The 15108-nt window shown below is 64.5% G+C and carries 10 protein-coding genes; 7 read left to right on the plus strand and 3 right to left on the minus strand.

The window, feature by feature from the left end; genetic code table 11:
• Positions 1-136: 136 nt before the first annotated feature.
• The gene (locus tag ACE3UG_RS12750; protein ID WP_374624433.1) at positions 137-1645 is read right to left on the minus strand and encodes a CoA-acylating methylmalonate-semialdehyde dehydrogenase; all 1509 of its coding nucleotides are present in this window, start codon (positions 1643-1645) and stop codon (positions 137-139) included.
• A 207-nt stretch (positions 1646-1852) separates the two neighbouring features.
• On the opposite strand from ACE3UG_RS12750, the gene ACE3UG_RS12755 reads away from it, so the two are divergent.
• The 7 genes from ACE3UG_RS12755 (at position 1853) to ACE3UG_RS12785 (ending at position 10007) form a co-directional block, all read left to right on the plus strand.
• Positions 1853-2728, plus strand: a complete 876-nt coding sequence (locus tag ACE3UG_RS12755) for a LysR family transcriptional regulator (protein ID WP_374624435.1) — start codon at positions 1853-1855, stop codon at positions 2726-2728.
• Between the two features lie 248 nt (positions 2729-2976).
• On the plus strand, positions 2977-4353 hold the full coding sequence (gene fumC, locus ACE3UG_RS12760; RefSeq protein ID WP_374624569.1) for a class II fumarate hydratase: 1377 nt from the start codon (positions 2977-2979) through the stop codon (positions 4351-4353).
• Positions 4354-4392: 39 nt separating this feature from the next.
• Positions 4393-5295, plus strand: coding sequence for a LysR substrate-binding domain-containing protein (locus ACE3UG_RS12765; RefSeq protein WP_374624437.1), 903 nt, complete (start codon positions 4393-4395; stop codon positions 5293-5295).
• 263 nt (positions 5296-5558) lie between these two features.
• Positions 5559-6821: an MFS transporter gene (locus ACE3UG_RS12770; RefSeq protein WP_374624439.1), complete on the plus strand. Its 1263-nt coding sequence runs from the start codon at positions 5559-5561 to the stop codon at positions 6819-6821.
• A gap of 63 nt (positions 6822-6884) precedes the next feature.
• Positions 6885-8117 (plus strand): amidohydrolase family protein, encoded by a 1233-nt coding sequence (locus ACE3UG_RS12775; RefSeq protein WP_374624441.1) that lies wholly within the window; start codon positions 6885-6887, stop codon positions 8115-8117.
• Between the two features lie 242 nt (positions 8118-8359).
• Positions 8360-9526 carry a hypothetical protein gene (locus ACE3UG_RS12780; RefSeq protein ID WP_374624443.1) on the plus strand — a complete coding sequence of 389 codons (1167 nt, stop codon included), beginning with the start codon at positions 8360-8362 and terminating at the stop codon, positions 9524-9526.
• A gap of 55 nt (positions 9527-9581) precedes the next feature.
• Entirely contained in the window at positions 9582-10007 is a 426-nt protein-coding gene (locus ACE3UG_RS12785; protein ID WP_374624445.1) for a hypothetical protein, read from the plus strand.
• Between the two features lie 64 nt (positions 10008-10071).
• On the opposite strand, the gene trpS is transcribed toward ACE3UG_RS12785, so the two are convergent.
• Together trpS and ACE3UG_RS12795 are read right to left on the minus strand one after the other, a co-directional pair.
• A complete protein-coding gene (gene trpS / locus ACE3UG_RS12790; RefSeq protein WP_374624447.1) occupies positions 10072-11100 on the minus strand; it encodes a tryptophan--tRNA ligase in 1029 nt (342 codons plus the stop codon).
• A 269-nt stretch (positions 11101-11369) separates the two neighbouring features.
• On the minus strand, positions 11370-14987 hold the full coding sequence (locus ACE3UG_RS12795; RefSeq protein WP_374624449.1) for an indolepyruvate ferredoxin oxidoreductase family protein: 3618 nt from the start codon (positions 14985-14987) through the stop codon (positions 11370-11372).
• Positions 14988-15108 lie beyond the last annotated feature (121 nt).

The raw sequence follows: 15108 nt of genomic DNA on the forward strand, positions 1-15108 counted from the left end.
ACGCCATGGTGCGGTGCCGACTCTGGCGCGGCACCCGAGTGAGGTGGACTGACGCCCCCTGCATCGGGTTCATTTTTCTGGTCGGGTCGGACGCCCGGCGCAGCCCGTCAGGCGCGCCGAAGCGTCGTTCACGGGTTCACTTCGCGACTGGCATGGTGAACTCTGCGCCCTTCGCAATGCTGTCCGGCCAGCGCTGCATCACGCTCTTGAAGCGCGTGTAGAACCGAACGCCCTCTTCGCCATAGGCATGATGGTCGCCGAACAGCGAACGCTTCCAGCCGCCAAACGACTGCCACGCCATCGGCACCGGAATCGGCACGTTGATGCCCACCATACCGATCTTCACCTGACGCGAGAACGCGCGGGCCACGCCGCCGTCGCTCGTGAAACACGATACACCGTTGCCGTACTCATGCGCGTTGACCAGCTCGATCGCCGCGGCGAGATCCGGCACACGCACCACGGCGAGCACCGGTCCGAAGATCTCTTCGCGATAGATGGTCATCTCGGGCGTGACATGATCGAACAACGTTCCGCCGAGGAAGAACCCCTGGGCGTGGCCCGGCACCTGCAATCCGCGCCCGTCGACCAACAGCGTTGCGCCCGCAGCTACGCCATCGGCAATATAGCCCTCGATCTTGGCCTTGTGCGCGCCCGTGACGACCGGCCCCATTTCCGAGGTGTCGTCCACGCCCGGCCCCACGCGCAACGCCTTCACGCGCGGCACCAGCGCATCGACGAGACGATCTGCCACCTGGCCCACGGCCACCGCCACCGAGATCGCCATGCAACGCTCGCCAGCCGAGCCGTAAGCGGCGCCGATCAACGCGTCGACCGCCTGGTCGAGATCTGCGTCGGGCATGACCACGAGATGATTCTTCGCACCGCCAAGCGCCTGCACCCGCTTGCCGCGACGCGTGCCTTCGGTATAGATGTACTCGGCAATCGGCGTCGAACCGACGAACGACAGCGCGTCGACGTCGGGGTGTGCCAACAGCGCGTCGACCGCGACCTTGTCGCCCTGCACCACGTTGAATACACCGTCGGGCAGTCCCGCTTCGCGCAGCAACTCGGCAATCAGCAAGCTCGCCGACGGATCGCGCTCCGACGGCTTGAGCACGAACGTATTGCCGCATGCGAGGGCCATCGGGAACATCCACATCGGCACCATCACGGGGAAGTTGAACGGCGTAATGCCCGCGCATACGCCAACCGGCGCACGCAAATGCCAGTTGTCGATACCCCCGCCAATGTTGTCGCTGTGCTTGCCCATGAGCAGATTCGGCGCGCCGCAGGCGTACTCCACGACCTCGATGCCGCGCGTGACTTCGCCGCGCGCATCGGAGAACACCTTGCCGTGCTCCCGCGTGATGATGCGGGCCAGCGCGTCCTGATGTTCGTCGAGCAGCGCCTTGAACTTGAAGAGGATGCGAGCACGCTTGAGCGGCGCGGTCTCCGACCACGACGGCAGCGCGGCCTTGGCCGCCGCCACGGCGGCGTTCACGTCATGCTCGCTGGCCAGCGCCACGCGCGCGCTGACGGCGCCTTGCGCGGGATCGAAAACGTCGGCGAAGCGCGCAGTGTCGCCCGCCACCTCTCTGCCAGCAATGAAGTGATGTATCGTCGGAATATCAGCGTTGCTCATGTTCATCTTCCCCAAATCCGCCTCGGCCAGTGGCACGGACGCCACCCTGTTTGTCAGACGCCCGTCCAACGACGCGCGCTACGATAAGCCCCAAGCGTACTGCCGCGTCTTCGCGCCATCCAATGAGAAATTATCAAATGCAATATAAGATTCACTTATGTTGCCCGGCCACGCGTGCTTCGGGCGGTGTCTCCTAACGGTCCTCCCATGGAACTTGCCCACCTTCGCGCCTTCGTCGCCATCGCCCACGAGGGCAACCTCACCCGCGCCGCCCAACGCCTGCATCTGACGCAGCCAGCGGTCAGCCTGCAGGTCAAGGCGCTTCAGGAGGCGCTGCGTCTGACGTTGTTCACCCGCACGGCGCAGGGGCTGACGCTCACGCGCGATGCGCAGGCGTTGCTGCCGCTGGCCGAGCGCATTCTCACCGCACTCGGCGATCTTCAGCAGGCTGCCGGTGCGCTTCGAGAAACGGTGCGCGGAAGGCTGCGCATCGGCACGATTCTCGATCCCGAATTCACGCGACTCGGCGCGTTTCTCAAGCGTCTGGTCGAGTCGTATCCGCAGATCGAGACGGCACTGCATCAGGGCATGTCCGGCTCCGTGCTGCAACAAGTCGGGCGCGGCGAACTCGATGTCGGCTTCTATCTCGGGCGGCCCGACCCCGAACGCTTTCACACCCTCACCCTCACGCCGTTTTCGTACCAAGTGCTCGCGCCCGCCGGCTGGCGTGAGCGCGTGACCCGGCGCGGATGGCGCGAACTCGCCGCGCTGCCATGGATCTGGACGCCACCCGAATCGGCGCACAACCGCCTGCTATCGGAGCGCTTCGGCGCACTCGGGGTGTCGCCCGTGAAGGTCGCGGAAGTCGATCAGGAGCCGTCGATGCTCGATCTGGTGAAGTCCGGCATCGGGCTGTCGCTCGTGCGCGACTCGATTGCATTGCGCGAGGCCCGCGCTCACGGCCTGGTCATCGCCGACGGCGTGAGCGTGCCGACCGAACTCACCTTCGTCACGCTGGCCTCGCGCCGCGACGAACCCGCCATCGCCGCCGCGTTGCAGTTGGTGGCGGCCGTATGGGCCTGAGCGCGCGAGCGACGGCCACCACACGCCGTCGTTCGACGTCCCGCGACACAAGCGTTCCGGCGCATACGCCAGGCCGTGGACCGTCGAATTCACTGCGTCCGACCAGGCCCGCTTCGCCCCACATCATTCCCCATGATTCCCCATCATTCCCACGTCGTGGCACGTCGCTGCGTGTGCTGGCGTGCCGGATCGTCGCTAAAGCTCTAGAATTCAAGTCTCTCTTCGAGGAGTCGATCATGCCTGTGAGAATGGAACGCGATACCTTCGGCGAAATTGCGGTGCCCGCCGATCGTCTCTGGGGCGCCCAAACGCAGCGCTCGCTGCAGAATTTCAAGATTTCTACCGAGAAGATGCCGCGCGAGCTCGTGCGCGCACTCGCCCGGGTGAAGCGCGCCGCCGCCGAGGTCAACAAAGGCCTGGGCATGCTCGACGCGAAGAAAGCCGACGCCATCGTGAAAGCCGCCGACGAAGTCATCGCCGGTCAGCATGACGACGAATTCCCGTTGGCCGTGTGGCAGACCGGCTCGGGCACGCAGTCGAACATGAACATGAACGAAGTACTCGCGAACCGCGCCAGCGAACTGCTCGGCGGCGAGCGTGGCGAAGCGCGTCTCGTACACCCCAACGACGACGTGAACAAAGGCCAGTCGTCGAACGACGTATTCCCGACGGCCATGAGCGTGGCCGCCCTCGACGCCCTCGTCAACCACCTCAAACCCAGCGTGGGCCAACTGCGCGACACCCTGGCCGCCAAAGCCCGCGCCTACGACGATATCGTCAAGATCGGCCGCACCCACCTCCAGGACGCCACGCCGCTCACGCTCGGCCAGGAGATCTCGGGCTGGGTCGCGCAGATCGACCACGGCCTGAGGCATGTCGACGACGCCCTGCCCCACGTGGCGGAACTCGCGCTCGGCGGCACGGCCGTGGGCACGGGCCTGAACGCCCATCCGGAATTCGCGAAGCAAGTGGCCGACACGCTCGCGCGCGATACGGGCCTGCCCTTCGTCACCGCACCGAACAAGTTCGAAGCACTCGCTGCGAACGACGCCATCGTCAACGCGCACGGCACGCTCAAGACGCTCGCCGCCAGCCTGATGAAAATCGCCAACGATGTGCGCTGGCTGGCCAGCGGGCCCCGTTGCGGCATTGGCGAGTTGATGATTCCGGAAAACGAACCGGGCAGCTCGATCATGCCGGGCAAAGTCAACCCGACCCAGTGCGAAGCGATGACGATGCTGTGCGCTCAGGTGTTTGGCAACGACGTGGCCATCAACGTGGGCGGCTCGATGGGCAACTTCGAGCTGAACGTGTTCAAGCCATTGCTCATTCACAACTTCCTGCAAAGCGTACGCGTGCTCGCAGACGGCGCCGTGAGCTTCAACGACAACTGCGCCATCGGCATCGAGCCGAACCGCGCCCGCATCGCCTCGCTGCTCGAAGAATCGCTCATGCTCGTGACCGCGCTCAACCCGCACATCGGTTACGACAAGGCCGCGCAGATCGCCAAGAAGGCCCACAAGGAGGGCACCACGCTCAAGGCGGCCGCACTTGCGCTGGGCCACGTCACCGATGAGCAGTTCGACGCCTGGGTTCGCCCCGAGCAGATGGTCGGCAAGCGCTGATTTCGCGCAAGGCGCCCCCCCACTCTCTCGTCACCGCGCATGGCCATCTCGCCGTTACCGCCGCTGCATTGCCTGATTGCTTTCGACGCCGCCGTGCGCCACGCGAGCTTCACCCGGGCGGGCGTCGAACTCAACCTCACGCAAAGCGCCGTGAGCCGGCAAATCGCGCAGCTCGAGGAATTCCTCGGGCGCGCGCTTTTCACGAGAGAGCATCGCACGCTGCGCTTGACGGTGGCCGGGCAACGCTACGCCGAGCAGATTCAACGCCTGCTCGGCGAGTGCGCCGAAGCCACCGCCGATCTGATGAAGCGGCGCGGCGATCTCGAGCTCACCGTGGCCTGCTCGTCGGGCGTGGCCGTGTTGTGGATGACACCGCAACTGATGCGATTTCGCGCCGCCCATCCGGATATCAAGATTCGCGTGATCGTGAAAGACGGCATTGCGTCGCTCTCCGCCTCGGAATTTGACCTCGGCGTGTATTACGTGAGAAACGACCTGCCCCCGGACTTCGCCGGTCGCCGACTCTTCGACGAGGAGGTCTTCCCCGTCTGCTCGCCCGCCTATCTCAACGCACGCAAGCTCACCCCGGCCGATCTCGTCGGCGAGACACTGCTCTTCATCGAAGACGGCCAGCGCAAGTGGATGTCGTGGCCCGACTGGTTCGAATGCCAAGGGGTCACCGCCCCGAAGTTTCCACGCATGGTGAGCGCCAATTACTATCCGCTACTCGTGCAGATGGCCATCGAAGGCGGTGGCCTGGTCATGGGGTGGCGGCATATGATCGATTCCTGCCTCGACGCCGGACTGCTCGTGCCCGCCTGCGACGCCAGCGCCAGTCTCGGCGGCGGCTACTATCTCGTGTGGCCTGCCGAGCGCCACGAGCATGCAGCCGCCCGAATTTTCCGTCACTGGATTTACGCGGAAACGCGTTTCCCATCATAGGGGTTACGTGACGTTCTGCATGTTGCCATGCGTGCAGCGCATGGCAACATGCAGAATTATCGTTTGGCCTGTCATTTTGTCTGAACTACTTTGTGCCCATCCGCGCACGTTCTCAGGGGCAGAGAGAAGCGACTGACGCTTACACAGCGCCGGTGAACGTGATCCGACAGAAAAGCAGGCGTATTACCGGCATGACGTGAATCTCGAAGCACGCGACGGACGCCCCCATCCTCCGGGAGACTCAGATGCAAGCGAGCTTCGCAATGCCTCAACAGACCCTGGCCCGCCAGCGTCGTCACGCGATCGTGGCGACGGTGATCGGCAACGGTCTCGAGTGGTTCGACTTCACCGTCTACAGCTTCTTCGCGGCGATCATCGCGAAGCAGTTCTTCCCCACCGGCGACGATCTGTCGTCGTTCCTGCTCGCTGTGGCCACGTTCGGCGTGGGGTTCTTCATGCGCCCCGTCGGCGGCATCGTGCTCGGCATCTATTCCGACCGCGTGGGCCGCAAGGCAGCGCTCTCGCTCACCATTCTGCTCATGGCCGCCGGCACCGCCATGATCGGCCTGGCCCCGACCTACGATCAGATCGGACTGGCAGCGCCCCTCATCATCGTGTTGGCGCGCTTGCTGCAAGGGTTCTCGGCCGGCGGCGAAATGGGCGGTGCAACGGCTTTCCTGACCGAGTACGCGCCCGCCAACCAGCGGGCCTACTATTCGGCATGGATTCAGTCGAGCATCGGCTTTGCCGTGCTGCTCGGTGCAGCCGTGGGCACGTTCGTAACGACCGAGCTGGACCGCGCATCGCTTGAGTCGTGGGGCTGGCGTCTGCCGTTCATCGTCGGCATGTTGATCGGGCCGGTCGGTTTCTACATCCGTAACAAGATCGACGAAACGCCGACGTTCCAGCACGCCGAGAAGTCCGACACGCCGTTGCGCGACGTGATCTCGCAGTATCCGCGTGAGACGCTCGCCAGCTTCTCCATGGTCATCCTGTGGACGATCTGCACCTACGTGCTGCTGTTCTACATGCCGACGTATGCCCAGCGCGTGCTCAAGCTGCCCGCCTCCGACGGCTTCACTTCGGGGATGGTCGGCGGCGCGATGATTCTCGTGTTCGCACCGGTGGTGGGACGTCTGGCCGATCGCTTTGGCCGCCGTCCGTTCCTGTCGGGCTCGGCGTTGCTCATTCTGCTGCTCGCATGGCCGATGTTCACGTACCTGAACGTCGCACCGGGCCTGCACTCGCTGCTCACGTTCCAGATCGTGTTCGGCCTGCTCATCGCTTGCTATACCGGCCCGATTCTCGCCGCGTTCTCCGAGCTGTTCCCGGCGAAAGTGCTCTCGACGGGTCTGTCGGTGGCCTACAACTTCGCGGTGACGATCTTCGGCGGATTCGCCGCGCTTATCATCACGTGGCTGATTGCCCGCACGGGCAGCAACATGGCGCCGGCGATCTACGTGATCGTTGCGGCGGCCATCAGCCTGATCGGCACGCGCTTCGTTAAGCCACTGCCCAAGGCCTGACTCACCTGTCGTCGAGGCGCGCCCTGTCTGGCGCGCCTTTTGCCATTTTCAAGGAATTCCCCCATGTCCGTTACCCTGCTTCGCGGCGGCAATGTGCTCGATGCAGCCGCCGGCCGCCTGCTCGAGCGCCACGACGTCGCGATCGAAGGCAATCGCATCACCGCGCTCAGCGCCACTCCGCTCGACATCGACGGCGCGACGGTGATCGACGTCACCGGCAAGACCGTCATGCCCGGCATGATCGACTGCCATGTGCACGTGCTCGCCTCGCACGCCAACCTCGGCACGAACGCCAGTCAGCCAAACGTACTCACCGTGCTCAAGTCGCTGCCGATCATGCAGGGCATGTTGACTCGCGGGTTCACGACCGTGCGCGACGCGGGCGGTGCCGACTGGGCGCTGCAACAGGCCATCGAGCAGGGCGTGATTCCGGGGCCACGCATTTTCCCGTCGGGTAAAGCGCTCTCGCAGACGGGCGGGCACGGCGACTTCCGCCCGCGCAGCGACACGCTCGAGCCGTGCTCGTGCGCCTTTCGCGCGGGCGCGATCGGACGCGTCGTCGATGGCGTCGATCCGATCCGCCTTGCCGTGCGAGAGGAGATCCAGAAAGGCGCCACGCAGATCAAGCTGATGGCGTCCGGGGGGGTGGCATCGCCGGTCGATCCGATCGCCAACACGCAATACTCGGAAGACGAAATCCGCGCGGCGGTCGCCGAAGCCGAAGCCGCACAGACCTATGTGATGGCTCACGCATACACCCCCCGGGCGATTGCGCGCGCCGTGCGCTGCGGTGTGCGCACGATCGAACACGGCAACTTGTGCGACGCAGAGACGGCGCAGCTCATGGCCGAGAAAGGCGCGTACGTCGTGCCGACGCTGGTCACCTACGACGCGTTGGCAAAAGACGGCGCTTCGCTGGGCCTGCCGCCGGAGTCCGTGACAAAGGTCGAGCGCGTGCAGCGCGCCGGTCGCGAGTCGCTGACGATCTATCGCGACGCCGGCGTGAAGATGGGCTTCGGCTCCGATCTGCTCGGCGACATGCACAAATATCAGTCCGACGAACTGACGATCCGCGCCGAAGTGCTGGGTGCCGCCGACACGCTGCGCTCGGCGACGGTCATCGGTGCGGAGATTCTGAATCGCGTGGGCGAGTTGGGTGTCATTGCACCGGGCGCGCTGGCCGACGTGCTGGTCGTCGATGGGAATCCGCTCGAATCGATCGAGGTGCTCACCGGTCAGGGCGACGGCATCCATTGGGTGTTCAAGGACGGCAAGGTCGCGAAGCAGCCGCAATAGGCCCAACCGATGCGCGCGCGAGCCCGTGCGCAGGAATCGACGAAGAAGCGCCGCGATGTCTCGTACATCGCGGCGCTTTTTTTCTTCTGCGCCTGATACCGTCGTTACCGTCATTACCGTCATTGGCGACGTTGCCGACGTTGCGCGAGGCTGCAATTCCGATAATCCCGCGCACGAATGAAAAGCGCGCGCAGGCGACGCTGCATAGACTCCAGGAAATGTCGCGCAGAAGGTGTCTACCCATGAAGCTCATTCCGCAAACCTACAAATCACTGGGCGCCTTCGATGCAGCCCTTCTGGACCCCGTCGCCAGCGATGGGCGTCTTACCGCGCAATCCGATTGGAAGCAGGTCGTCGTTCGACAACATGCGATTGACCCCGGATCGAGTTCGCCGGCTGCGGATACATTACCGACCATCGAAACACTGCGCGCGGCCATCGTCGAGAACTTCGCCAACATCAAGCGCGACTGGACGGCAGCGACACAAACGGTTGCCCCCGGCGCGATTCGCGGAAAGTTGTCCGGCGAGTACGACGCCATCGTCAAACTCTCCGAGGCCGTCTCGACGCACAAGGCGTCCGATCTGCTCGGTGTCGAAGCGCTGGTCGATCAATTCGAGACCGCCGTCGAGCGAATTTGCCGTGCGCGCGACCTATCGTTGACGTCGCTCAAGAGCGTTGGTTCACAGCGCTCGATCTCGGACCCGGAGCAACTCACGCCGAAGGCGAAGGCGGCGTTCGAGGCACTCACGCATTTGAAAGCCGCGCTCGACACGATGGCGTGCGCCTCGTCGGCGCGGCGGCTACTGGCGGACAAACAGCAAGCGCTGAGCCATGCCGCCATGACGCCGGCCGCGCTCAGACAGGCCAAAGCGGAGCTGCATACCGCGTTCGAGCTGACGGGCGACCTCCTGAGCAAGACCGAGCCATTGATCAATCACTATCTGACCCAGGCGCAGGCCGCCATTCCGTCAGAGAAGCGGCGCTGGAAAACGAGAATTCTGATCCTGGTCTCGTTTCTGGTCCTTACGGTCTCGCTGGGCGTCGCCTCGGCCCTGCTTCCCGGCTTGCTGCCTGCGCTTGCCGGGCTTGCGTTGGGGCTGAAGCTGGCCTCGACGGCGACCGGCGTGATGACGGCTGCCAACGGCATCTTCAATGTCTTCGGTTACGCGCGCAATCGCGGCTGGGGCAATCTATCGAACGAAATCACGGCGATCAAGAATCTTAACGACGCCGTCAATCACGGGCTCGAGGCGAGGCATGGCATCCATCAATCCGGCGCGACCGCCGAGATACAAGCGCGCCTCGGCAAGATCAATTACGGCATTGCGCATGCCACACGCAATCAACGCACACTCAACGAGAATCTCGAAAATTTTGACCGCACCTTCGGGAACACCCGCCTTTGACGGCAAACCATCGGTTCGGCGATGGTTCATTCACTAACGAGGAGACAAATCCATCATGCTTCCAATCAAGACCGTATATGCCCCACCGACGACGGATCTGGGTCAGCGCTATCGGGCGCACGCCGCCGGAGAGCGCATCAAGGACGCGCTTACCGACGTGGAATCCGAAATTGCGGAGCTTCTGAAGCTGCAGAACATGGCGCTATCACGCATCGACCACCTCATCGCCCAGTCGGGCGCACGCGCCGACACGCACACCGCATCCGCGAACGACGCACCACACGGCAGCCGTGCCGAGTCGTTCAAGAACGACATGACGCGATGCGAATCGTGCGCCAACGTCAGTAACATCAATAACGTAAGTGGCGTGAGTAGCGTGAGTGGCGCAAGTAGCGTGAGTCAGGTCACTACCGCCGCAGCGTCCCGACCGGCCGGCCGGACACCGCTCTCCACGCCCCCGGGTCGCCCGCCGCGATCATAAAAAAAGCAGCCCGGCCGGGCTGCTTTGCTGTGAGGATTGCGTCGATGCGACCGTCGGCGCGACCTTACTTCTTCCATCCGGGCGTGACGAACACCGAGCGCACATCCTCGAGCGTCAGCGAGACCGTCTCGCGCGCGCGTTCCGTACCGGCGCGCAGCATGTCCCACACGTAGTCCGGTTGCTTCGCGAATTGCTCGCGACGCTCGCGCATCGGGCGCAGCATCTCCTGCAACCGCTCCTCCAGACGCGCCTTGACCTTCGAGTCGGCCAAACCGCCGCGCACGTAGTGGTCCTTGAGCGCCTGCAAGCCTTCCTTGTCTTCGTCGAAGGCGTCGAGATACGCAAACGCGACGTTGCCTTCCAGATGCCCCGGATCTTCCACCTTCAAATGCAGCGGGTCCGTGTAGCACTTCTTCACCGCCGCGCGGATCTCGTCCGGTGTCGACGAGATATTGATCACGTTGCCCAGCGACTTGCTCATCTTGGCCTTGCCGTCGATGCCCGGCAGACGCCCGATCGGCGGCACCAGCGCCTTCGCTTCGACCAGAATCTCGCGATCCGCCAAACGGTTCAGACGGCGCACGATTTCGTTCGTCTGCTCGATCATCGGCAACTGGTCTTCGCCGACCGGCACGAGCGTGGCGCGAAATGCCGTGATATCGGCCGCCTGACTCACCGGATACGTGAGGAAGCCGGCCGGAATATCGCGCTCGAAGTTGCGCAGTCCAATCTCCTGCTTGACGGTCGGATTACGCTCCAGACGCGCCACGGTCACGAGATTCAAATAGTAGAACGTCAGTTCGGTCAGCTCGGGCAGCCACGTCTGCACACAGATCGTCGTCACGTCGGGGTCGATGCCGACCGCCAGATAGTCGAGCGCCACTTCCGAGACGTTGCGGTGTACCTTGCCGCGATCGTCCGTGTTGTCGGTCAACGCTTGCGCGTCAGCGACCAGAATGAACTGCTTGTACTCGTGCTGGTATGCCACGCGGTTCTTCAGACTGCCGACATAGTGACCCAGATGCAGCGGCCCCGTCGGGCGGTCACCCGTGAGGATCACCTTGCGATCCGCAGGTGCCTTCGAAACACTCATTTTCCTCTCCGTAATCAAGCGCTTATGGCGAACCCAGGCGCCTCGCGCGCCATCGACGGCTTCCCATCGTCGCACCCGCTGCGGCTTCCGGTTCACCCGACTGCGTCAACCATAACTCCCGAATGGTAGCGCGTCGGCGCGATGACGGCACGCAAACGCTTCTGCCGCGAACGGCGACGGCATGCGATGCGCACATAAAAAACGGGGGCCGCAGCCCCCGCATCCCCCGCAGCGCGCCTGATGGCCAGTTGGCCACCGGCACCCAACACTCAACGCGCCGTCACCACGGGAATCCCCTTGAGCGACTTGCCGCTGTTGCGCACGTGCGCCAGCGCCTGTTCGACGGCTGTCCCCGTGGCAGGCGTCACGCCCAGTCGCCCGGCAATCGTCGCCTCGACGCGTTTGACCATCGCCAGGTTCGCGAGCTTCACATGACCGTAGCCGCGAAGCTTCGCCGGGGCCTCGGCCAGCGCGATCACATCGGCCAGCGTATCGGCCGAGAGTCCGGCCAACGCGCGCTCCATCGTCGTGCGATAGTCCGCGATCAACTGACGCTCCATGCGGCGCTCCAGCGTGTAGCCGAAGACGTCGAGCGCGCCGCCGCGCAATCCGCGCAGCTTCGCCATGCCACGCAGCACCGGCCACAACCACGGCCCGATGCTCACCTTCTTCGGCTGCGCCCCGCCCTTGCCGCGCGCAATCAGCGGCGGAGCCATATGAAACTCGAGGCGGAAGTCGCGCCCCGGCTTGCCTTCGAAGGTCTCACCCAGCGCGTCGGTGAACGCCGTTTGCGCGTACAACCGCGCCACTTCGTACTCGTCCTTGTAGGCCATCAAACGCGAGAGCTGCTGTGCGACCGCGCGCGACAGACGGCCCGGCGCCCCAGCCACACGCGTTTCCGCGTCGGCCACGCGCTTCACGAAGTCGGCGAACTGGGCCGCATAGGCCGCGCTCTGGTACTGCGTGAGCAGTTCCATGCGATGGGCGACGAGCGCATCGAACGTCATGTCGTCCGCGACCGGGGCGTGTACCGGCGCATGCGCCGCCTTGGCCGTCGTCTCCGTCAACGCCGCCGGATCGCCGGCAGCCAGCCGGCCGATCGCCAGCGCAAGCTGGTTCATCGGCACGGCCACGTTGTTCAGCTCGATGGCACGTTGCAGCGCATGCAGCGACACCGGCACCAGTCCCAGTTGCCACGCGAAGCCCAGCATGATGATGTTCGCGCCCATCGTGTCGCCGAGAAAACGCTGCGCCAGCGCCTGCGCGTCGCAGGCATCGAGCTTGGCGTTGCCGGCCGCATGACGCATCTTCGCGAGCAACGCGTCGGCATGAAGATTCGCGTCGGGGTTCTGCACGAACGTCGCGTTCGGAATCGCATGCGTGTTGACGATCACACGCGTGCGGTCGCGCCGCACGGTTTGCAGCGCGTCGGCGCTGGCGCCCACGACCATGTCGCAGGCGAGCAGCACGTCGGCCTGCTGCGTGTCGATACGCACCTGATTGAGCGCTTGCGGCGTGTTCGCGAAGCGCACGAACGACAGCACGGCGCCGCCCTTCTGCGCGAAGCCCATGAAGTCGAGCACCGACGCGCTCTTGCCTTCGAGGTGCGCCGCCATCGTGATGAGCGCACCGATCGTCACCACGCCGGTGCCGCCCACGCCCGTGACCATGATGTCGAACGGCGCATCGCCCGCGAGCGCAGCCGGCTGCGGCAGCGCGTTCAGACGCCCTTCGAAGGCCGCCTGATCGAAAGCGGCGGCAAGCGCCTTCTTCAACTGCGCGCCCTTGACCGACACGAAACTCGGACAGAAACCGTTGACGCAGGAGAAGTCTTTGTTGCACGACGATTGATCGATGCGACGCTTGCGTCCCAGCGCCGTCTCCACCGGTTCGACCGACAGACAGTTCGATGCCACGCCGCAATCGCCGCAGCCTTCGCAAACGGCCTCGTTGATGAACAGACGGCGGTCCGGATTGGGGAACTCGTTCTTCTTGCGACGGCGACGCTTCTCCGCCGCACAGGTCTGATCGTAGATAAGCACGGTCGCGCCGGGAATCTCGCGCAGTTCGCGCTGAACGGCATCGAGTTCGCTGCGGTGATGGAACGTCGTGCCCTTCGGAAACTGGCCCTCGTGACCGAGGTACTTCTCGGGCTCGTCGCTCACCACGACGAGCTTCGCGATCCCTTCGGCTTCGACCTGCCGCGCGATCTGCGGCACCGAAATCGAGCCGTCGACCGGCTGCCCGCCCGTCATCGCCACGGCATCGTTGTAGAGAATCTTGTACGTGATGTTCGCCTTCGAAGCCACCGCCTGACGGATCGCGAGCAAGCCCGAATGGAAGTACGTGCCGTCGCCCAGATTCTGGAAGACGTGCGGGCGTTTGGTGAAGTGCGAATGCGCCGCCCAGTCCACCCCCTCGCCGCCCATCTGAATCAGGCCCGTCGTGTCTCGATCCATCCACGACGCCATGAAGTGGCAGCCGATCCCGGCTTGCGCGATGGAGCCTTCGGGTACCTTCGTCGACGTATTGTGCGGACAACCCGAACAGAAGTACGGCACGCGGCGCACACCGTCGGCCGCATTCGACAGAATGTCGTGCGCGACGAGATCGACGACCCGCTCGCGACGGTCCAGCGCCGGGCGATGCTTTGCCAGCCACTCGGCGAACACCGGCAACACACGCGACGGACGCAACTCGCCCAAGGCCGAAAGCAGGGCGCGGCCCTCGGCGTCGGTCTTGCCGAGCACGATCGGCCGCGTGCCGGTCGTGCGGTTGTAGAGGAATTGCTTGATCTGTTGCTCGACGACCGGGCCCTTCTCCTCGATCACGAGAATTTCCTTCAGGCCGGCGACGAACGTGTCCAAACGCGACGTCTCGAGCGGAAACGACAGACCCACCTTATAGATGCGCACGCCTGCCGTCGCGAGATCGTCGACGGTGATATCCAGACGCCGCAGCGACTCCATCAGATCGAGATGCGCCTTGCCGCATGTCACGATGCCGATGTCGGCCTCGGGGGCCGGGGCGATCCATTTGTCGATGCTGTTCACGCGTGAGAAAGCGCGCACGGCGTCGAGCTTGGCCGCCAGACGCGCCTCCAGGGCGAGGCTCGGCAGATCGGGCCAGCGGTTGTGCAAGCCCCCTTCCGGGGCCACGTAATCGAGCGGTTCGGCCCAGTCCGTGCGGAGCTTGTCCAGATCGACCGTACCGCGCGACTCGACCGTCTCGGAGATGGCCTTCAGGCCCGCCCACGCACCCGAGAAACGCGACAGCGCATAACCATAGAGACCGAATTCGACCAGTTCGCCAATGTCGGCCGGGTTGAGTACCGGCATGCTCCACGCCATCATCGTGAAGTCGCTTTGATGCGGCATCGACGACGATACGCAACCGTGATCGTCACCCGCCACCACGAGCACCCCGCCGTGGCGCGACGCGCCGTAAGCGTTGCCGTGCTTGAGCGCATCGCCCGCGCGATCCACCCCCGGCCCTTTGCCGTACCACATGCCGAACACGCCTTCGACGGTGCGCTCGGGGTCGGCTTCCACGCGTTGCGTGCCCATGACGGCCGTGCCGCCCAGTTCTTCGTTGATCGCCGGCAGGAACTTGACGTTGGCCGCATCGAGCAGCTTTTTCGCCTTCCACAACTGCTGGTCCACACCACCGAGCGGCGAGCCACGATATCCGCTGATGAAGCCGGCGGTGTTCAGGCCGCGCGCGGCGTCAAGCTGATGCTGCATCAACAGAATGCGCACAAGTGCCTGTGTGCCGGTCAGGAAGATCTGGCCGCGATGCGCCGTGAGCGCGTCGGAGAGCTGGTAATCGGGATGGGCCAGGGGGTTGGCCGTCGGCGTCGCTGGCGCGGCGCGCATGGGGGCATTCATCGTGTCTCTCCTGAACCCCGCAGCCTGTGGCGGACTGAGATGACCGAGGTGTCGGCCTTGCTTCGGGGGCATGTGTTCTGTTCGTCTCGACGCGCTTTGCGCATAGCGCGGGCACGCGTCG

The sequence above is a fragment of the Pandoraea sp. genome (genome assembly GCF_041919235.1).
Lineage (GTDB): Bacteria > Pseudomonadota > Gammaproteobacteria > Burkholderiales > Burkholderiaceae > Pandoraea.

Bases quoted from the DNA above. Each gene is read 5' to 3' on its own strand.
- ACE3UG_RS12750 (WP_374624433.1), bottom strand. From the start codon at position 1,645: ATGAGCAACGCTGATATTCCGACGATACATCACTTCATTGCTGGCAGA.
- ACE3UG_RS12755 (WP_374624435.1), top strand. From the start codon at position 1,853: ATGGAACTTGCCCACCTTCGCGCCTTCGTCGCCATCGCCCACGAGGGC.
- fumC (WP_374624569.1), top strand. From the start codon at position 2,977: ATGGAACGCGATACCTTCGGCGAAATTGCGGTGCCCGCCGATCGTCTC.
- ACE3UG_RS12765 (WP_374624437.1), top strand. From the start codon at position 4,393: ATGGCCATCTCGCCGTTACCGCCGCTGCATTGCCTGATTGCTTTCGAC.
- ACE3UG_RS12770 (WP_374624439.1), top strand. From the start codon at position 5,559: ATGCCTCAACAGACCCTGGCCCGCCAGCGTCGTCACGCGATCGTGGCG.
- ACE3UG_RS12775 (WP_374624441.1), top strand. From the start codon at position 6,885: ATGTCCGTTACCCTGCTTCGCGGCGGCAATGTGCTCGATGCAGCCGCC.
- ACE3UG_RS12780 (WP_374624443.1), top strand. From the start codon at position 8,360: ATGAAGCTCATTCCGCAAACCTACAAATCACTGGGCGCCTTCGATGCA.
- ACE3UG_RS12785 (WP_374624445.1), top strand. From the start codon at position 9,582: ATGCTTCCAATCAAGACCGTATATGCCCCACCGACGACGGATCTGGGT.
- trpS (WP_374624447.1), bottom strand. From the start codon at position 11,100: ATGAGTGTTTCGAAGGCACCTGCGGATCGCAAGGTGATCCTCACGGGT.
- ACE3UG_RS12795 (WP_374624449.1), bottom strand. From the start codon at position 14,987: ATGAATGCCCCCATGCGCGCCGCGCCAGCGACGCCGACGGCCAACCCC.